This window comes from Gulosibacter hominis (assembly GCF_904842695.1).
Lineage (GTDB): Bacteria > Actinomycetota > Actinomycetes > Actinomycetales > Microbacteriaceae > Gulosibacter > Gulosibacter hominis.
Window position 1 is genome coordinate 75582 of sequence record NZ_CAJGWQ010000008.1, and the last position, 19302, is coordinate 94883.

At 62.9% G+C, this 19302-nt stretch carries 16 protein-coding genes, 1 tRNA gene and 2 pseudogenes; 12 read left to right on the forward strand and 7 right to left on the reverse strand.

Features of this window, described 5'->3' with window-relative positions; translation table 11 throughout:
- Positions 1-61: 61 nt before the first annotated feature.
- The 3 genes from JMV54_RS06855 (at position 62) to JMV54_RS06865 (ending at position 5806) form a co-directional block, all read left to right on the forward strand.
- Complete coding sequence (locus tag JMV54_RS06855; RefSeq protein WP_201518181.1) at positions 62-4207, forward strand: AAA family ATPase; 4146 nt, start codon at positions 62-64, stop codon at positions 4205-4207.
- Positions 4208-4296: 89 nt separating this feature from the next.
- A complete protein-coding gene (locus JMV54_RS06860; RefSeq protein WP_201518182.1) occupies positions 4297-4536 on the forward strand; it encodes a hypothetical protein in 240 nt (79 codons plus the stop codon).
- Positions 4523-5806: an MFS transporter gene (locus JMV54_RS06865; RefSeq protein ID WP_201518183.1), complete on the forward strand. Its 1284-nt coding sequence runs from the start codon at positions 4523-4525 to the stop codon at positions 5804-5806. Before JMV54_RS06860 ends, JMV54_RS06865 begins: the two co-directional genes overlap by 14 nt.
- A gap of 127 nt (positions 5807-5933) precedes the next feature.
- Here JMV54_RS06865 and mscL read toward each other — a convergent pair whose 3' ends face one another.
- Both mscL and JMV54_RS06875 read right to left on the reverse strand, forming a co-directional pair.
- On the reverse strand, positions 5934-6335 hold the full coding sequence (mscL, locus tag JMV54_RS06870; RefSeq protein WP_230972847.1) for a large conductance mechanosensitive channel protein MscL: 402 nt from the start codon (positions 6333-6335) through the stop codon (positions 5934-5936).
- An 80-nt stretch (positions 6336-6415) separates the two neighbouring features.
- Entirely contained in the window at positions 6416-7069 is a 654-nt protein-coding gene (locus tag JMV54_RS06875) for a 5-formyltetrahydrofolate cyclo-ligase (protein WP_230972848.1), read from the reverse strand.
- A 51-nt stretch (positions 7070-7120) separates the two neighbouring features.
- Here JMV54_RS06875 and galU point away from each other — a divergent pair, with 51 nt between their 5' ends.
- The 6 genes from galU to JMV54_RS06905 all read left to right on the forward strand — a co-directional run bounded on the left by galU (position 7121) and on the right by JMV54_RS06905 (position 12195).
- Positions 7121-8065: a UTP--glucose-1-phosphate uridylyltransferase GalU gene (gene galU / locus JMV54_RS06880; protein WP_420842084.1), complete on the forward strand. Its 945-nt coding sequence runs from the start codon at positions 7121-7123 to the stop codon at positions 8063-8065.
- Positions 8062-8697 carry a GNAT family N-acetyltransferase gene (locus JMV54_RS06885; RefSeq protein ID WP_420842082.1) on the forward strand — a complete coding sequence of 212 codons (636 nt, stop codon included), beginning with the start codon at positions 8062-8064 and terminating at the stop codon, positions 8695-8697. Before galU ends, JMV54_RS06885 begins: the two co-directional genes overlap by 4 nt.
- Positions 8698-8795: 98 nt before the next feature.
- On the forward strand, positions 8796-10118 hold the full coding sequence (locus JMV54_RS06890; RefSeq protein ID WP_201518186.1) for a coiled-coil domain-containing protein: 1323 nt from the start codon (positions 8796-8798) through the stop codon (positions 10116-10118).
- Positions 10119-10289: 171 nt separating this feature from the next.
- Positions 10290-11216: a hypothetical protein gene (locus JMV54_RS06895; protein WP_201518187.1), complete on the forward strand. Its 927-nt coding sequence runs from the start codon at positions 10290-10292 to the stop codon at positions 11214-11216.
- 42 nt (positions 11217-11258) lie between these two features.
- Positions 11259-11331, forward strand: a tRNA-Ala gene (locus JMV54_RS06900).
- Between the two features lie 270 nt (positions 11332-11601).
- On the forward strand, positions 11602-12195 hold the full coding sequence (locus JMV54_RS06905; protein WP_201518188.1) for a hypothetical protein: 594 nt from the start codon (positions 11602-11604) through the stop codon (positions 12193-12195).
- Here the strand turns inward: JMV54_RS06905 and JMV54_RS06910 are convergent.
- A pseudogene (locus JMV54_RS06910) lies at positions 12176-12532 on the reverse strand (MFS transporter); the annotation flags it as partial. The gene JMV54_RS06905 and the pseudogene JMV54_RS06910 overlap by 20 nt on opposite strands.
- Before the next feature lie 198 nt (positions 12533-12730).
- Positions 12731-13885, reverse strand: coding sequence for a GNAT family N-acetyltransferase (locus JMV54_RS06915; protein WP_439108916.1), 1155 nt, complete (start codon positions 13883-13885; stop codon positions 12731-12733).
- Between the two features lie 59 nt (positions 13886-13944).
- Here JMV54_RS06915 and JMV54_RS06920 point away from each other — a divergent pair, with 59 nt between their 5' ends.
- The gene (locus JMV54_RS06920) at positions 13945-14541 is read left to right on the forward strand and encodes a TetR/AcrR family transcriptional regulator (RefSeq protein ID WP_230972849.1); all 597 of its coding nucleotides are present in this window, start codon (positions 13945-13947) and stop codon (positions 14539-14541) included.
- Here JMV54_RS06920 and JMV54_RS06925 read toward each other — a convergent pair.
- A complete protein-coding gene (locus JMV54_RS06925; protein ID WP_201518189.1) occupies positions 14497-15087 on the reverse strand; it encodes a helix-turn-helix domain-containing protein in 591 nt (196 codons plus the stop codon). The genes JMV54_RS06920 and JMV54_RS06925 overlap by 45 nt on opposite strands.
- Positions 14997-15824: a 23S ribosomal RNA methyltransferase Erm gene (gene erm / locus JMV54_RS06930; RefSeq protein WP_230972669.1), complete on the reverse strand. Its 828-nt coding sequence runs from the start codon at positions 15822-15824 to the stop codon at positions 14997-14999. Before erm ends, JMV54_RS06925 begins: the two co-directional genes overlap by 91 nt.
- A 591-nt stretch (positions 15825-16415) precedes the next feature.
- Between erm and JMV54_RS06935 the strand changes: the two genes are divergently transcribed.
- A complete protein-coding gene (locus JMV54_RS06935) occupies positions 16416-16943 on the forward strand; it encodes a hypothetical protein (RefSeq protein ID WP_201518191.1) in 528 nt (175 codons plus the stop codon).
- Positions 16933-17715, forward strand: coding sequence for a hypothetical protein (locus tag JMV54_RS06940; protein WP_201518192.1), 783 nt, complete (start codon positions 16933-16935; stop codon positions 17713-17715). Before JMV54_RS06935 ends, JMV54_RS06940 begins: the two co-directional genes overlap by 11 nt.
- A 120-nt stretch (positions 17716-17835) precedes the next feature.
- Here the strand turns inward: JMV54_RS06940 and JMV54_RS06945 are convergent.
- Positions 17836-18846: pseudogene (locus tag JMV54_RS06945) on the reverse strand (IS481 family transposase).
- Between the last annotated feature and the right edge of the window lie 456 nt (positions 18847-19302).

Here is a 19302-nt window from a genome sequence, read left to right on the forward strand (position 1 = left end):
AATTCCTAGCAGATACGTGAAACTCCCGACAGGCTGACCATGGGTGCGGCGGATCTGCAATATGTTGGGCTACGTGTGGGGTCTATTCCGTAAGCGACAGTCGACTGAACACGCGCAGCGTGAGGCAGTCGATGAGTCGCGTGTCCAGCCCACCGAAGAGCTGGACATCGATCGCGATAGCGAAGACCGCGACCTGGTTGACGGTGTTGAAATCGGCGAGCATCCGGGGGAGTGGGTTGATCGGGCAATTGCCGCTCGCGCCACCCGCGACGATGACTCGGCATTCGCGCCTCCCGAGAACAGTGACGAAGCCGGCACAGCGAGCGACGACGAAGTCGCCTCTGATGAAACAGCCGACAGCAACGAGGCAGATCAGACTCCAGCTGACGACGACGCAGCTGAACCGAATCAGGATGCGGCGAATCAGCACGCATCCCGGGTGGAGATGCCCGAGCATCCCGATGACCCGGTGGCGCTCAGCTCCGCCGAGTTTGAAGAGGTGAAAGAACGCTGGCTTGCCGAACTTGCGAAAACCGGCGGCATCAGCACGCTCGCGCGTTTTCGTGGCGAGCGCGGCACCTATATCGACCTGACCACCGCCCACCCATCGGGCGTGGCAACCCTGCTTGCCGGCCGCCCGGTCATGCTCACCAGCCTGCTGCGAGAGCCACTCGCCTTCCGTAACGCACTGGATGCGGCCGATCACGTTGCCCGTAAGGGTGCCGAACTCGAGTCGGCCCGCGGACTTAGCTGCGTGCAGCTCGCCATCGGTCTGGCGTCATGGACCAGCGAAACCGGCCAGATGCGCAGTCCGGTGCTGCTGCGCGCCGCGACACTGCAACGATTGGGTCGTGACTACGAGTTGCGACTGCGCGGCCGAACCCATCCAAATGTGGCACTGCTGCGTGCGCTCTACGACGATGGCGTGACGCTGCGCGCGTCCGAACTCAATGATGCCGTCGGTGATAGCGGCAGTCTGCTTCCCGAGGCGGTATTTGAGCTGGTTCGTGAGCGTGGCGCATCCCTGCCCGATTTTTATGTGGATGCGCGCGCGTTCCTGTCGACCTTCGGGGATGTTGCCGAACAGCTGGTTGCCGACGCCACCGAACTTGACCACCCGATGCTCGAAGCACTCGCCGGTGACGAACAGGCGCAGATGCGACTGGGTGGCGACCTGCGCGTTGAAACGAGCATCGACCCCGATTTGCGCGACCCCGCCGCCGACCGGCTGCTGCTTGACGCCGATACCGAGCAGGAGCGCGTGGTTGATGCCATCCTGGGCGGCTCAAACCTCGTGGTTGAAACACTTCCCGGCACCGGCCTCACCCAAACCGTGGTGAACGCCGTGGGACAGCTCGTTGACCGCGATCGGCGGGTGCTGATCGTCACCCCGCGCGCCGCATCAGTGCGCGAAATCCGCGCCCGCTTGCGCCGCGCGGGGCTGGCTGGTCTGGCCGTAACGCCACGCACCCTGCGCCGCGATACCGTGGCCGCCATCTCGCGTGACGAGCGCGCCGAGCGGCCCAACACGAGCGATCTTGATGACGCACTGGTGCGCTTGCGTCACGTGCTCACCGACTATCGCGCCGCGCTCAACGAGCCTTCGCCCGATTTTGGGGTGGCGCCCTTCGACGTGCTCGAACGGCTCAGCAGCCTCGAACTGCTCGACACCCCACCCTCAACCACGGCCCGGCTGCGCCGCGACGTGCTGGTTGATTTGCGCGAGCCCGAGCGCCGCGCACAGATCGCCGAGCTGCTGCGCGAACTCAGTCAACTCGGGGCGTTCAGGTTCGGCCCCGACGACTCACCCTGGTACGGTGTGGTGTTTTCAACCACCGAAGAAGTCGGTGAAATGCACCAAACCGCCCGCGAACTCGCAGACGGCAGGATCACCGAGCTGCTCAATGCCGGCCGCGGCATCGTCGGACAAACCAACCTGGCCCCACCCGAGTCGCTGGCAGAGCTCGGACTCTACCTGCGCCTGCTCGCAGATATTCGCGAAACCCTCGACCGGTTCAGCGCTGAAGTGTTCGATGCCAATCTGCCCGACCTCATCGAAGCAACCGGCGCGCGCCGGGACGGTAACTCGATGCCGGCATCCCGCCGCCGCGAACTGCGGGTCGCCGCCCGTGAACTCGTGCGGCCCGGCGTAACCGTGAACGATTTGCACGAGGCACTGAAGTTCGTGCATCGGCAGCGCATCCTGTGGCACCGCCACGTGGTAGACGGCGCCCTGCCGAACGTGCCCGTGGGAATCGAACCGGTGCGCGAACAGTACCGCGCGATCGCCAAACAGCTGCGCCCGCTTGACGATCTACTGGGCGATTCGGGCATCCCGCTACTGACGGAGTGCCCCATCGACGAACTGCAGCCGCGGCTTGAAGCACTTGCGGCCGGTTCTGAGGTGCTCGACAACGCTGTCGAGCGGCTGCAACTCACCGAGCGGCTGCGGATGCAGGGGCTCGGCGAGTTGCTCGACGACCTGCTCGAGCGCCGCGTCGGTGAAGAGCTGGTCGAGCACGAGCTCGAACAGTCGTGGTGGCAATCGGTGCTCGAATTCCAGCTGCAAGAACACAAGGCGTTGTTGAACGCCAACACTCGAGTGCTCACTCGTCTCGAGAACGACTTCCGCGTGGTGGATGAGGCACACACCGCATCCAGCGCGCAGCAACTTGCTTGGCAGCTCTCGCAGGCCTGGAAGGTGGGGCTGGTCGACTACGCCGACGAAGCAGACGCGTTGCGCGAGCTGCTTCGCCGCCCGGGCGTGACTTCACAGGCGCTGGTAGAGCAATCACCGCGACTGTCGCGGTCGATCGCCCAGGTGTGGATCGCGAACCCGTACGAGGTGCCGCGTATTGACGATCGCATCCGATTCGACACCCTGCTGCTCGTGGATGCGGGGGATATGTCGACTGCCGAAACTGTCGGTGCGATCCGTCGCAGTTCGCAGGTGGTGGCTTTTGGAGACCCGGTGACGCAGGTGCCGGCACCGTTCTCGATTGCGGTGCAGACCCCGCATCAGCAGCGGCAGGCAGCGGATGTTTCGGCTGAGGTTGTGGCCGAACGCGCGAACGATTCAATCTTCGCTCGGCTGGCGGCGTTCGTACCAAAGATGGCGCTCACCCGCTCGTATCGCACCGGCGGTGAAGACCTTGTCGACCTGGTGAACGCGCGATTCTATGGCGGTCGGCTTGACACGATGCCGTGGGCCGGGGCCTTCTTGGGCCACTCATCGCTGACCTATTCGTATGTTGAGGGCGGCACCGGGCTTCCCGACGATGAATCGGGAGCGGTTGAAGCGACCGATGCCGAGGTGACACGCGTGGTTGAACTCGTGCTCGACCACGCCATTCACCGCCCGCGCGAGTCGCTCATGGTGGTCACGGCATCGGCCGTGCACGCGCAGCGAGTTGAGCAGGCCGTGTGGTCGTCGCTCACGCACCGACAGCAGGTCGTTGATTTTTTCACCGGCTCACGCAACGAACCGTTTTTGGTGACCACGATCGAGGGTGCTGCGGCGCTGGCGCGCGACCGGGTGATTTTTTCGCTCGGGTATGGCAAGACCCCGCACGGTCGAGTGCTTTCAGAATTTGGTGTGCTCGCCGGCGCCGACGGCGAACGCTCGTTGGCGGTGGCGATGACTCGCGCTCGTCGTTCGCTGGTGATCGTCACCTGCGTGCGCCCGGCCGAGTTTGATCTGGCGCGGATGAATGCGGGCACGATTGGCCTGGCAGAAATTCTCACCGAGCTTGAGGAACGCACCGAGCGGCCCGGTCAGGGGCGGCAGGTGAGCCCCGAGGATGCTCCAATGCTGGTTGACCTGGGGCGTCGCCTGGCGAGCTTCGGGATGCGCGTGGAGTTCGACTATCGCGGTCGCATCCCGCTGGCGGCAAGCTATGGCAGCCGTGCGATCGCGATCGATCTGGATGTGCGGGGCCCGGCGGCCTCGCAGACCCTGCGCGAACAGCTGCGGCTGCGCCCCGAGTTGCTCAAACGCCTCGGCTGGTACTACCTGCGGGTGCACGCATTTGAACTGTTTGCGAACCCGGCGGATGTGGCCGAACGCATCGCGGTGGCGCTGGAAGTGCCGATGCCCGATGCCGGCGCAGCGCCGCGCGGTGAACTCGAACAGGGCGGAGTGGCTGGCGAACTCGAACCGGCCGAAAACGATACCGAGTCGGCCGCGCTGACGGATCTCGACCGCTAATTGGCCCGGCTGAGCAGCATCCGGTTTTGCCCGATCGCTGCAGCGTACAGTGGGTGCCAATAGTGTTCGAGTAGAGAGGCGTCACCGGTATGGCCAAACCGCAGCGACGGGTGCGCACCCAACCAGTTCCCGGTGCCGACCCCACACCGCAGCGTTTTGAGCGCGACGGGTTTACCCGCATCCAGGGCGAACCGGCCGGTGAAGACCGACTCGACAGCTGGGGTGATTTTGACGCCGACCGCTCACTCGAGGTGCGCGACGATTACACCAGCGACTCGAACGATGCCCGCCTGCTGGCCGATCTTCCACCACACAATGTCGAGCATTAATCCACGGCCCGATAATTCGCCCGAGTCACACGAGGCGCAGCGCGCCCAATTGGAATCGCTCGAAACCGGGCAGATCCCAATCATTTTTGACGCGAAACCGGCGGTGCGCATCCCCGCCGAAATTTGGGTGCTGCTATCGGCGACGTTTTTTGTAGCCATCGGCTTCGGGCTGATTGTGCCCGTGCTGCCGCAGTACACCAAAACCTTTGGGGTTGATGAACTGCTCGTCGGTGTGGTGGTGAGTGCTTTCGCCTTTATGCGCCTAATCACCTCGCCCATCGCGGGACGTCTGACCGACCGGTTCGGCGAACGCACAATGTATTCGCTCGGCATGGTGATCGTGGCGGCATCGAGTTTTGCCACCGCGATGGCAGGTTCGTACACGCAGCTGCTGATATTCCGCGGCCTGGGTGGTGTGGGGTCGGTGATGTTCACACTGGCTGCCGCGTCGATGGTGGTGAAATATTCGCCACCCCAGCTGCGGGGTCGCGTGTCTTCGATGTGGGCCGGGATGTTTCTCATCGGCGGTATCTCTGGCCCGTTCATCGGCGGGCTACTTGCCGAGCTCGGAATCACCGTGCCCTTTGTGGCCTACGGGTTTGCGCTGCTGGTGGCGAGCGCGATCGTCGCCTTCGCGCTGCGCGGGGCACATGAGCGCGGCGCCAAAGACAAGGCAGCGCCGCCCATGAAATTTCGCGAGGCGCTGCAATTGCCGGCCTATCGGGCCACGCTCATATTCGGACTCGCTAATGGTTGGGCCGTGATGGGGATGCGCGTGGCGGTCGTGCCGCTGTTCGTGGCTTCGCTCGTGCCCGATGAGCCGTGGGTTGCTGGAACCGTCGTTGCCGTTGGGGCGATGGGCAATGTGTTCGCCCTGCAGTGGGCCGGTCGCGCGAGTGACCGGCTGGGTCGACGCCCGCTCATCATCGCGGGGCTCGCGGTGGCTGCGGCCGGGTTTGTGATGTACGCGCTCACCAGCGAACTGTGGTTTGTGTTTGTGGCGAGTGTAGTGGCCGGATTTGGTTCTGGGCTCGCCGCACCCGCCGAACAGGCGGCGCTGGGTGACATTATTGGTCGGGAACGCTCCGGCGGCCGGGTGCTAGCGGCTTTTCAAATGTCACAGGATGCGGGGCAGATTCTTGGCCCCATCGTTGCCGGCTGGGTGGTGACGATGTTCGGGTTCTCGTGGTCATTTGCCATGGGAGCGGCGATTTTGCTGATGGCGCTACTTGCCTGGGTGCCGGCTCCGGATACCTTGAAGCGACACTGAGCTCGCTCGATATAGATCAGTGTCGTTGCGCATCCGATCGATTTTGGGTGATGCGGTCTGCTTGCATCCGGATAAAAAATAGCTGGTCGCCACACGAAGGTGGCGACCAGCTAGAGAAATATCGACGCTACTGCTGCTGCTTGTTTGCGGCGAGCAGGTCGCGAATTTCGGTGAGCAGCTCGGCCTCGGAAGGCGCTGCCGCCTCGGGCTCGGGCTTGTGGCCGTGACGCATGATGTAGGCGCGCTCATTGAGCTTGTTGAACGGCAGCACGATCACGAAGTAGACGACGGCGGCAATGATCAAGAAGTTGATGATGGCGGCGATAACCGCACCCACACCGAACTTCACGGGGCCGATCTGCAGTACCGCATCGGCGATGCTGTCGGCGTTGAACACGGCAGCGATCAGCGGGTCAAAGATGCCCGCAACCAGCGCATCAACGATGGCGGTGAAAGCCGCACCGATGATAACCGCGGTGGCAAGTTCGATGACATTGCCACGCATAATGAATTCTTTAAAGCCCTTCACTGGGGTCCTTTGCATTCGATAGACAGTGAACGTCAGTCATTCTATGTGGATCTGGCGTCATTAACAGGCGGGCTGAGCAACTATCCGGTGAATTCGATGCACTGAGTTGGTGTCACCACACCATCAACACGGACATCGTGCGGGGCCAGTGGTACCGAGTCGACCAGTTCATCGTCGTGGATGAGTGCAAAAACCGGGGGGCACTGCGTGCACGAATCGAGCATCCGGTCGTAGTAGCCGCCGCCCCAGCCGAGTCGGCCGCCCCAGCGGTCAACGCGGGCGGCGGGGCAGATCACGAGATCGACACTGTCGAATTCAATCGGCGCGACGGGAACTCCCACCGGTTCGGGAACCCGCAACTGTTCATTTTGCCGATATTCGCCAGTGTCGACCACCCAGTCGAGCAGCCCATCCTCGCGCGAGATCGGCAGCAGCACCGTGATGCCGGCCGTGCGCGCCCAGCGCAAAAACGGATCGAGCTGCGGTTCAAGCGGGGTCGACAAAAACGCTGCCACCCGCTTTGCGTTTCGGCTGGTTACCAGCTCTTGCAGCCGGGTGGTGATTGCGTCGCCGAGCGCGTTGCGTTCAGCCTCAGAACGGGCCATTCGACGCTCGCGCGTTTCGATTCGCAGAGCGCGTTTTGCCTGCACGATTGGGTCATCAGCCGGAGGAGTGTCGAGTACCGATCCGGGAACCATCGGGTCGGGAGTTTCGGGCGCGTCGAAGCTGCTCATACCTCCAGAGTAGGCGTGGGTTCATGTCGAAAGCTGCAATGAGTGGGTAACATGCTCGCCATGGCTCGACGCGTAACCAAAGCAGTAATTCCCGCAGCTGGTCTCGGCACCAGATTTTTGCCAGCCACCAAGGCCATCCCGAAAGAAATGCTGCCGGTGGTCGACCGGCCGGCCATTCAGTATGTGGTTGAAGAGGCCGCCGGAGCCGGGTTGACCGATCTGCTCATGGTTACCGGGCGCAACAAGACGCCGCTTGAAAACCACTTCGACCGGGTTGCCGAGCTCGAAGAGACTCTCGCGCAGCGCGGCGATGAAGAAAAACTCGCGGCGGTTCGTGCCCCGCAAGAGCTCGCCGATATGCACTATTTGCGGCAGGGCAACCCGCTCGGTCTCGGTCACGCGGTGCTGCGGGCCCACCAGCATGTTGGCAATGACAGCTTCGGAGTGCTGCTCGGTGACGACATCATCGTCGGTGGCGATGAACTGATGCGCGAAATGATCCGGGTGCATGAGGCCACCGGCGCCAGTGTGATTGCGGTGCAAGAAGTGCCAATGGAGGATGTCCGTTCGTACGGCGTTGTCAGCCCGCGCCTGGTAGATGGCGAGCCCGAGCGCGTGGACGGTTTCCGCTGGCCCTGCGTGCGGTTGGCTGAACTTGTCGAAAAACCCGAACCCGAACAGGCACCGTCGAATCTCGCCGTGCTTGGCCGCTATGTGTTGCGCCCCGAAGTGTTCGATGTGCTCGAGCAAACTGCACCCGGCCGCGGCGGCGAAATTCAGCTCACCGACGCGCTGCAAGTGCTCGCCAAAAATCCCGACATCGGTGGCGGTGTGATTGCGCTGGTGTTTGATGGGCGCCGCTATGACACCGGCAACAAGCTCGACTATGTGAAAGCCAACCTCGAGCTCGCCTCGCAGCACCCGAATATTGGTGCCGAGCTGCGAGCCTGGCTGCGCGAAAACATCGATCAGCTCGCCGGCCCGCCCGAGGCATGATCCAGATGCTGCCCGGCTCATTCGTGCCGGTGCTCAACGACGGCGAGCTGCGGCTGCGGTGCGTGCGACTGCGGGATGCGCGCGAGCTCGAAGCGGTGCTGCTGCGTGACCGCGAGTGGCTGCAACCTTGGGAAGCAACGCTGCCGGGGGATGAAGGACGCTGGGACGTTCGTGCGGGCATCCGTAGTCTGCTTGATCTTGCCGGGCAGGGCCTGGCGCTGCCCTTTGTGATGTCGATTGACCAGACCATCGTTGGGCAGTTGACCGTGTCGAATATTCAGCACGGGGCCGTGCTCTCGGCGTCAATCGGCTACTGGGTGAGTAAAGATCTCGCCGGTCGCGGGCTCACGCCGAGGGCGGTGGCGATGGCGACCGACTATTGCTTTCAACAGATGAAGCTGCACCGAATCGAGATTTGTATTCGGCCTGAAAATGCCGCATCACTGCGGGTGGTGCAAAAGCTGGGATTTCGATATGAGGGGTATCGCCGCGGCTATATCCATATCGATGGCGACTGGCGCGACCACTTTTGTTTCGCACTGCTGGCAGAGGAAGTGCCCGAGGGCATCCTCAATCGCTGGCGCGCCGGCCGGGTGGATGAGTCGGTGGCGCGCGTGACCTGGCCGACTTAAACAGGAATTTTGCAGTTTTGTGACGCATTTGGGTGAGTAATTAGGACACACCCGTATCAATTCGTCACATTGGTCACAGCCGTACCTAGCTTTATGGCATGGAAATGTTGACGGGAATCAGTGGCGTGGCAATTGTGTTGCTCGCACTGCTTGTCGTCGCCGTTTTTGTTCCCGGCTGGGTGCGCGACCACAACGCTCGCCAATCACAGCGCTACGCGATCCAGCTGCAGCAGACCATGCGGGCACTCGCCGAAACCTGCGAACGACCCGAACTTGTGGATATCGAAGCCAGCGCCCGGAATGTGCGTGCGCAGCGGCGTGAACTGCGGCGCGCAACCCAGGCCGAAGCTAAACTCGAGCGGGAGCGTGCCCGGCTCGAAGCGCAGCGGCGTGAGCAAGAGGTAGAACTGCAGCGCGAGCGCCAACGCCTCGAAACCGAACAGATTGAGCAGGAGCTGCGTGAGCAACGCATCCGCGAACAGGCGTGGCGCACCGCGGCGAAACTGCGCGAAGCAGAACTTGAAACCGAGCGTGAGCGAGCGGAGGCAGCAATAGTGGATGCACAGGCACGGCAGCAGGCAAGTGCGCGCGCGCGAGCCGCAGCCGAAGCAGAACTCCAACGCGAAGCGGCCCTGCAGGCCGACCGCGCCACAGCACAGGATCGCTGGGCCAACGGTGCCTCGGGTGCGCAGCGCGCTGACGCTCGCCGTCGCACCGGTGAAATTCCCACTGGCGATGCGCGTGGCGAGGCGGCGGCCCGTCGACGTCGCGGCCGGCTGGCATCCACCGGCGTGGGATTTGTCGGGCTGATTCTGGTGATCGCAGGATGGCTGCTGCTCGGCGGTGTCGCCCGGGCTGTGCTCGTGGTGCTTGGGCTGGCGCTTATCGGAGGAGCAGCGTGGATGCTGCACCGCATCCATCGTGTGGCACAGGCCGCGCTGCGAGAGGCTAGTGTGCCCGCTCCGGTTGGTGAACCTGCTGCCGAACCGCAGGAAGCCGTCGCTGTCGCAAACGATGAACCGATCGTTCACGATATTGAACCCATCGTGTCGACTCCGGCGCCGGCGAAGGGTACCGAGTGGACACCGGTGAAACTGCCAAAGCCGCTGTATCTTGAGCGGGCAACGGCCGACGAGCTTGACCCGACCGACCCGGACGGGCCCGGCGGGCAGCGCGACGAGCAGTTCGATCGCGACCTGGCCGCGCTGCTGCACGAGGAAGCCGCAAAGTCGACGGCGGCGCTGCGCGAGGCACACCAACAGGTTGAGAGCAATCGATTTGCCACGCAGCTGCGGCCGATGCGAGCGATCACGGTTGATGGTCAACTGAACGAGCGGCTCGACCAGCTCGAAGCGCTCGCAGCAGAGCCAGGTGATTGCAGCGATTTGGATGCGGTGCTGCGCCGGCGTCGCGCCGGGTAGCGAGCGCTGTTGCGGGCGCGCTGTTCACTGGGCGCATTTGCTGGGCGCTGGTTATTGGGCCCTGTTTGTTTATTGGGCTCTGTTCGTTTATTGGGAAAAGCGCGCGGCGTGCTCTAAAATTGAGTGTCTTCATCCCGGTTCGGCTCCGGGGATTCATGTCTGGGGGATGCAGTGGCTGACGAAATCGATGACCCGTTCGCGGGTGCCGACGATCAGGCCATTGACGTTCCCGAAGGCGAGTTTTCAGCGGAGGGTGATGACCACGCGCGCATCGGGTCGACAAGCGCCCGCGCCCGTGGGGGTGGGCCGCTAGCGGTTTGGCGTTCGGCATCTCGTCAGCGTCAGCTGCAGTGGGTTACCGCGGCCGCGATTGTGGTTGTGGTGCTTTTGTTGTTGCCGACGGTGTTTTCGGTGGTTGGCACCGCGCAACGTGCGCGGGCTCAGGCGTTGGCGACCGAGAACATTGGCGTGATTCAGCTGGGCGACGATGTGATGGATGCACGCGCGCAGGTTGATCCGCTTTTTGGCTGTTATGCGGTGTCGGCAACTTTTGCGCCGCAGAAGGCGAGTGACCAGATGCGCGGTTTGCTTGATGAAACCAGCGAGTCGGTCTACAAAAACGATGCCGGGTTCACGCAGAGCAAGGTTGATGAAACGAAGAAGTTCTTCGTGGAGCAGTATGCGCGCGGGCTTGCCGACCAGGTCGAGCCGAAGCTTGATGAGTGGTACGAAGCTGACTGGTCGACGATGGAGGAAGCTCGCGAGGCCGAGCAGAAGCTGCGTGGGAACCTGAGCATCGATCGAATCGACCAGCTTTGCGCGAATGTTCGTGATCTCGGGGCGGCGCTTGGCGCGGTGCGCGACGAGCATATGGAGTACTCGCAGTCGTATGTGCCGCCGCCTCCGCCGCCGCCATCGCCGGAACCGACGCCCACTGAGACTCCAAAGAAGACTGAGGAACCTAAGGAGACGAAGGAGCCGCAGCCCAGTGAAGACAACGCTCCTGACAAACCGGACGAGACGGCTCCCGAGACACCACAGCCCGGTGATAGCAGTGGCGGAGGTACCAGCGGCATCATCGGCGGCGGCAGTGGTTAGCTGGGCCACCTCGGAGCGGTGCTAGGCTGTAGGGATACTCACGGGCCTATGGCGCAGTTGGTAGCGCGTCTCGTTCGCAATGAGAAGGTCACGGGTTCGAATCCCGTTAGGTCCACTAATAAAAACGGTCCCCGTGAGGGGGCCGTTTTTCGTTGGTGAGTTTGGCAGGGTTGGGCCCACAGCGCCGGAGGCTCCGCGCGTCGTGTGCGACGCGCGGAGATGGCGCTGGGGAGAACCCGTAGTGGGGCCCCGTCGGCGAGGGGCCCCGCGCGCCGCTGGCGCGTGGGGGAGCTGATGGGTGGGGCCCCGTCGCTGGAGGCTCCGCGCGTCGTTTGCGACGCGTGGAGATGGCGTGGGGAGTCGAATCCCGTTAGGTCCACGTAAGATGAGAAAATCGAAACTGCCCCGCCTGATGGCGGGGCAGTTTTGTTTCTGCGGTGACGTGCGCCGGAGCGTCGATGCTGGTGTGGGCAAGGACGCTGGCGGTGGTCTCGTCGGGTGTGTAGGTGGCGTTCTCTTCGTCGTCGATGGTGATGCGGGTGAACAGGGCGCGGTTGAGGATGCGTCGTTCGGCTGGGTCGCACTTGTTGTAGAGGTCGTCGAGGTCGACGAGGAGTTCGGTGAGCTGGTCCAAGCCTGTTCGGGCGTCGGCGTAGGTGTCGGTGAGGTTGTCGAGCCGGGTGGTGATCTGGTCGAGGCTGGCGCGGATGCGGTCTTGTTCGCTTTTGAGGAGGTCGAGGGGGATCGCGTCGGCGTAGTGGGCTTGGACGAGTTTGAGGCGTTCGGCTTCGAGCTTGTCGCGCTGGGCGGTCAGGAGCTTGCGTTCGTCCTTGCTGGATCCTTCGAGCTGGTCGAATACGTCGTTGAGGACCTTCCGGACGCGCTCCGCCTGGGTCCCAGGACGTTCTTGCCGATGCGCGAGCCGTTGGCGCGTAGATGGCCGCCAACAAGAAGGTCACGAGGGCAAAGGGGACGTTGATGAGGAGGACCGAGCCCCACCAGAACCACTCCAGGAGCAGGCCTCCAACGAGCGGACCGAAGGCAATGCCACCGATCGAGACACTCGACCAAACAGCGATGGCGACGTTGCGCTCATCCTCGTCCTCGAACGTGAACCGGATGATCGCGAGTGTCGCGGGCAGCATCAGTGCTGCACCCACCGCGAGTAGTGCCCGCGCGACGATCAGCACCCACGCGTTTGGAGAGAAGGCTGCGAGTAGGGAAGCTATCCCGAACGCGCTGATGCCAATCTGGAACACCAGCTTGTGTCCGAACCTATCCCCGAGCGTCCTGGTGCCCAGCAGTAGGCCAGTCATGACGAGGGGCTACATGTTGGTGATCCACAGTGACTCACTTACGCTCGCCGACAACTCGTCCGTCAGAAGAGGCATGACCACGTAGAGAATCGAAGTGTCGACCGTTGCAAGCAGCAAACCGAGAGAGACGGCGATGAGCACGAACCACCGTGTTCGCTGCGAGGCCGGCGCAGGGGGATCTTGAGTCATCTCAGCCTTTCAATATGCCGATACGTCGTCAGAGCGCGGTAGATTTCGGAGCCTCGTACAGGGAGGATGAAAGTCAGACTCCCGATCATTGGCGCATGTGCTCGGAGGCAAGTCGCGCGAAGATGAGTGTGTCGGTCCATTCGCCCTTGCTGAACCAGTCCTGGACGTGATGTGCTTCGAGCCGGAGCCCGACACGACGAGCCAGTGCTGCCGAGGCGCTGTTTCGGGCATCCATCTGCGCGGTGATGCGGTGGAGCCGGTAGTGGTCAAACCCGAGGGCGAGCACTGCTCGGACGGCTTCGCTGGCGAAACCTTGCCCACCGTGCGCCGGGTCGAGAACCCACCCGATCTCGCCTTGACGGTGCTCGTGATCGGTGAGCCAAACGTGACGTCTCCGATCGGGACGCCGTCATGCTCGATGACCAGCGCAAGCGCGCCAGTCTCGCCATCGATGTCAGTCTTCGCTAGGCGTTCGGTGAGCTTGTCGTGGGTGACTTCCGCGGTCCATGGCTCGTCCAGCAGGTAGCGGGCAACGTCGGGTCGCGAGTACAGCTCGTGAAGCCATTCGGCATCGTGGGCGTTATGTGGACGGAGCCGAAGCCGCTCCGTCGCCAACGGCCACTGGGCGGTGGGCTTGAGGTCGCGCCGGTAATGGAATAGTTCCTCGCACTGTCCTGCGGGCGTGGTCCCTGCGGATCGCTCGACCTCACGGAACCCTGCGGTCGTCAAGCATCGCTGGGAGGCCTTGTTCTCCGGGAGTGTGCGTGCCGTCAAGGTTCGAAGTCCACTGTTGTGTGCGAAGCGCGATGCCAGCTCCAGTCCTCGACGGGCGTGCCCCTCTCCGCGTGCATCGGGGTGAATCCAGAATCCGACCTCGGCGGCCTGGGAGCTGACGTCGAAGAGCACCAAGGAGCCCACGAACCGGTCCGTCTCGGCGTCGGCAAGTGCGAGGACTGCCAAGGTGCCCGACGACAGGCCCGCCGCAACTTCTTCGCGGATCATGCGTTGCACGGACTCGGGGGTGTAGTCGGGCTCGGGCAGGTGGCCGAAGCGCCGCACAGCTTCATCCTTGGTGCCGGCTGCATACGTGTCTGCGTCCAGCTCTGAGAGGGGGCGTAGGCGAGTGTTCTCATAGGTGATCGGAAGGGTGGTGGCATCCAGCATGCGCTAAACCTAACATAAAATGGATAGCTAACTGAAGCGTGTTTGGTTAGGCTGGTGGGGTGAGCTACTGGGAACACCGCAAACCTGTGCGACGCCTCCGCGCAGTGGACATCGTGGAGGTTGCGAGGGCATCGGTGAGGCTGCTGGACGAAGGCGGGTTGAGGGCGCTCACCCTGCGATCTGTGGCGCAACAGGTGGGTGTCGCTCCAGCCAGCCTGTACTCCCGCGTCGAATCCGTCGACGATCTGTTCGACCTCGCCCTCGACATAGCGCTTGCAGACGATCCCGTGATGTCCGAGTCGATCCGCAACGCCGACCTGCCTGCCCTGATGCACACCTTCTTCGCGCACCTCACGACCCACCGGTGGGCCGGTCAGGTCATCGGTATGCGCGCTCCCAGGGGCCCGGCGTACCTGGCCCTTTCCGAGCGGATGTGCGTCCTGCTCGAACAAGCGGGTACCCCGGATCCGCTGGGAACTGCCTACCGATTGTCCAACCTGGTGATTGGCTCCTCGCTGACCGCACCCATGGCGTCTGACGAGAAGCGCGTCGCCATTGACCCTGACCAAGCTCCTACCTATGCGCGGCTCCACGCGACGCACCACATCAGCTCACGCGAGATTCTCTCCGACGGCATCACGGCACTCCTGTCGTGAGGGGTCTTTTGATTCGGGGCTGCCCTGCGTTGCTGATGGCCACGGGCTGGTCTCTGTGAGAGTGCGCCCAATCGCAGTGCGCCGATATTCGGACGGGCTGATTCCGACGACGTCGGTGAACTGCCGTGCGGCATGCCCACGGCTGCGCCACCCGACTTTTGTCATGGCGACGCCGATTGGAAGATCAGTCTCGACCAGGAGCTCAGCCAGCCGATGGGCCCGAATGTGAGCCAGGTACCGCATGGGCGGCATCCCGAATCGTTGTGTGAACGCTCTGCCCAGCTGTGACACCGAGAGGTGAACCAGCGCGGCAAGGTCACGGAGCCGCCAATCCCGTTGAGGTGCTTCTGCGAGCAGCCGCGCTGCCAGTTCTGTGGATGTTTCACCGGAACGTTGCTCCGTGGCACTCCTAGCTGTTGACGTGTAGCGGCAGGCCTGGTGCCGCGCAGCGATGGTCATCGACGGCGCCTCCTCGACTTCACCTGCTGCGTCTGCGCACGGTGTGCAGGCGGTGAAGAACCGGTGGTCTTGAACAAGTCCACCCATGCCTCGACGGGCATGTCCTTCGGGAGCCCTGCAGCGGTCATGCCGTGGCGTGTCAGCCACGCCTGTGCGGTCTGTGGTGACCCGAGTGAGGTGGTGCGCGCGAGGATCTGGGCCAGCCCGCGGCCGGGGCCGGTGTAGACGCGGTGGACTAGGGCATGGAACTGGCGTCGCTGTGTCGGGGACAGCAGCGGATGTTCGCGACGGTGGATGGTGAGGATTCCGCCGTCGACTCCCGGACGCGGGGTGAACGCGCGAGCGGGAACACGACTGTGCAGCGTGAACTCGAACCAAGGCGCCCATTGCGCCGTCATCATCGTGGCACCGCCGACGCCCGCTCTGCGCCGCGCAACCTCCCATTGCACGAGCACGATTGCATCAGTCCATGCCGGGGCGTGCAGAATGCGGCGCAGTATGGCCGTGGTCTGGTGAAACGGTAGGTTGCCGACGAGCACATGCGCAGACGTGGGAAGCCGGTAGGCCAGGAAGTCATCGGCGACGACCTCCACGTGCGACGGTAGTCGTTGGGTCAGGTGTCGGGCGAGCCGGGTGTCGATCTCGACGGCTGTCACCGGTCGCCCAAGCCGGGCCAGCGGGGTGGTGAGTGCTCCGGCACCGGGGCCGATCTCGATGATCGGGCCCTCGGTGGCAGCCACGAGTCGTGTGATCGTGGCAATGGTGGATGGGTCAGTCAGGAAGTTCTGGCCGTGCTCATGACGGCCGCCTCGATAGGTAGGCACTGTTTGCTCCATGGTTGTTGCGGAGCCGGGCACGCTGAAAGAGCCGCCCGGCCGTGATCACCGGGGCGGGAGCAACAACCTGTGGAGGGTGCTCGCCGCTGTTAGCGGCTGCGCAGTCGCAGCGAAGCAGTGCCGTAGAACAACATGCCCACCAGCATAGGTGACCCCGCTGCCGGTCAGCGACTCAATATCCCGTCTCTGCCCAAAGACGCGGAGATCCGGATCACCCTGGCCAGAACCAGGTCACAGGCCGTCCGCGCCCGACGAGTCTCCACACCACCGCGAGTGGCCCTCCTATGGAGCTGCCACGCGTCTTGCAGATCGAGGGTGAGCGGACGCTGGTGTGCTTGTCAGGAAGGGGGATCCGCTAAGTGGATGCGCGATTCAGCCTTGGTGGACTTGGCGGACCGGCTGAATCGTTGAGGGCCGACCTGATCGAGGCCCCGCCGCGTGAGGCCGACCCCAGTGACCGACCTAGCGTTGAATCCAGGGCATGCCCGGCAGCACGGGAGCCCTTGTGTCGACTTGAAGAACGACACTGATGCTACTATTGGCATAGTTCTTGATGTGCATTGAGTAATAGGAGAGTCAATGGGAGACCCCGAGATCGACGCGATGGCGGCAATTGCCGACGCGCTCGCAGATCTGGAGGCGGAGTCGCGCGACCGTGTTCTGCGGTGGGCTGCCGACCGCTACGGAGTGACTATTTCTACTGGCGGCCGTCAAGCGGTCGGGGGTGGCGTCAACGGAGGCTCCCCGCGCGTGGCGGCAGAGGAGATCGCGGGAGAGGTGCCCGGCTACCAGCACTTCGCGGAGTTGTTTGCTGCGGCTTCGCCCAAGTCTAATGAGGACAAGGCTCTCGTCGCCGCCTACTGGATTCAGGTCCATGAGGGTCATGAATCGTGGGCCTCGCGCCTGCTCAACGCTGAGCTCAAGAATCTAGGCCACTCCATTCCCAATATTACTGATGCGCTGAGCAGCAACATGAGAAAGAAGCCGCAGCGCGTGATTCAGTTGAAGAAGTCTGGCAATAGTCGACAGGCAAACAAGACCTACAAAGTGACTCACGAAGGTCTTGCGTATGTTCAGGGCATGTTGCACAGCGAGAGTGACGAGTGAAATGGGGCTCGCCCCACGGGATGCGCTGACTGTCTTGCCTGACACTCTACGCGACGACTTGCTCACCGCCTTCAATGAGATCATCAAGAACTATCGAGAGCATCGGTGGGAACCATCAGAGCTCAACGGTGGCAAGCTCTGCGAAGTCGTATACACCATTTGCAAGGGTTGGTTGGAGGGCGGGGTTTATCCCGCGCGCGCAGAGAAACCGAGTCGTTTTGCACAAAAGTGTTGGGAGTTGGAGAGCATCTATCAGCAAGTTCCCAATAGCCGCTCTGCACGCATTCTTATCCCGCGGATGATGATCGGGCTCTATGATGTTCGGAACAACCGAGGCGTGGGGCACGCCGGTTCCGAGGTTGACCCGAACCAAATGGACGCAACCGTAGTGCTCTACACGGCCAAGTGGCTCGTTGCTGAGTTGGTGCGGCTGCTTCACGCTCTGACGACGGATGAAGCCACTGCCGTGGTGGAGGGCCTGATCCAGCGTGAGGTGGCGTGGGTGTGGACGCGCGACAATATTAGGCGGGTTCTGCGGACGGGCCTCACTTGGAAGCAGCAAACCCTTTTGTTGCTGTTGACCGAAGTGGGTGACGTCGAAGAAAGCGACCTGTTTCGCTGGCTTGAGCATCCCGGGCTTTCGTCTTTCCGCAAAGATGTCCTGAAACAACTACACCAGAGCCGTCTCATCGAATATGACACGGTGGCGCGGACAGTACGACTTCTGCCCCCCGGTGTCACCGCTGCGGAGGCGCTACTTCCCGCTGCTTAATCCGGCAACGCTAGTCTCCGGCTCGGGTGCTCTCTCGTGGCCGACCTGCCAGGTGGTGCCGCCTTCCGCTACTTCGCGCTATCGAAGGGATATGTTCCTATCTCTGTGCGAGGGCAGCCTCTAGTTGTAGTTGGTCATGACGTTGTCGACACGGGTGTGGAGGCGTGAGGCCGGTGGCTGGTCACTGCAGGCGGTGTGGGGTCGATGATAGTTGTAGTGATGGTTCCAGGTTTTCAGAGCTTCTCGCCGTTGTTATTCTGACGTGTAGGGCCGGGCATAGAGGCACTCGTCAGCCAACAGCCGGTTGTAGCGTTCAATTTTGCCGTTGTGTCGTGGCGTGTACGGGCGGGTGTGTTGGTGCCGGCCGATGAATCCTTTGATCGCAGCTTTGAACGTGGCGGAGCGGTAGCTGGGGCCGTTGTCGGTGACCAGTCGGGTGATGTGGGTGATGCCGTGGGCGGCGAAGTAGGCCTGTGCTCGTTGGAGGAACTCGATCACGGTTGCCGCTTTTTCGTCCTCGAGCGCTTCGGTGTAGGCCAGGCGGGAGAACCCGTCGATGATTGAGTGGAGGTAGGTGTAGCCAACTTTTTGTTTGTGGGCTCGTTTGGCAGCCAGTGCTTGTTGGCTGCCTCGGCCATGGGCCCACCAGCCGCCTCCGTCGGGGATCTTCCCGACTTTCTTCACATCCATATGGGCCATGTGCCCGGGATAGCGGGCAGTGATCTTTCCTGGGCGGCGGAGGTTCTGCCCGTCTGGGGTGATGTCCCGGATGCGGTTGAGTCCGAGCCGGTCCAGCCAGCGAGTTACGGTGCGTTGGCTGCAGTGGGTGTGGTGTTGGTGCGCGAGTTCATGGGTGATGCGACGTGCTGACCATTTGTATTCGCGGCGCCAGTGTTCGATCAACGTGACCGTGTGTGCGGGCAGCCGGTTCGGGACCCGGTGCGGGGCGCTGGAGCGGTCTTGCAGTCCGTTCGGTCCGTACTGGCGGTAACGGCCGACCCATTTCGACAGTGTTGAGCGGGCGATGTGGAACTGCGCTGCCACGTGCGCGATCGGACGGTGGTGTTTGAGGACCTGGTCTACGGCTCGTTGTCTTCCCTCAACGGTCAGTGGGGCGTTACGGTGGGTCATGGAACGGGTCTCCTTTCGGACGACGGATGTTTTCGACACCACCCATCGTGCCGGTCAGAGGCCCGTTCCTTCTACCCACACCCCGGTGACCACAACGTCATGACCCACAACATCTAGAGCGCCGGCCTGTCGTGCGCGGTGTTGGAACGCCGCCAACGAAGGACGCAGGTGTTTCGGCTGAAAGGACTACTTCGAAACAGGCAAGTCTCTTGTACGTTCCCAAACCGTCAACCGGTGCACCTCGAAACGCCTCGCGATTGACGTCACGGTCTCGCCAGCCTCCCGCGCCGCTCGGATCGCGCCCACCTCGTTCTCGGTGAGTGGTGTTCGAGACCGTCTCGTTGGGTTGAACACCATCCCAAAATTTGGTTCCCCCGCTCGTGGTCTCTCACTTCCGACGCCTTGCTTCGCCTGCTCCCACATGGAACTCAGTCGTTCGATCCGCTCCCACGTGTT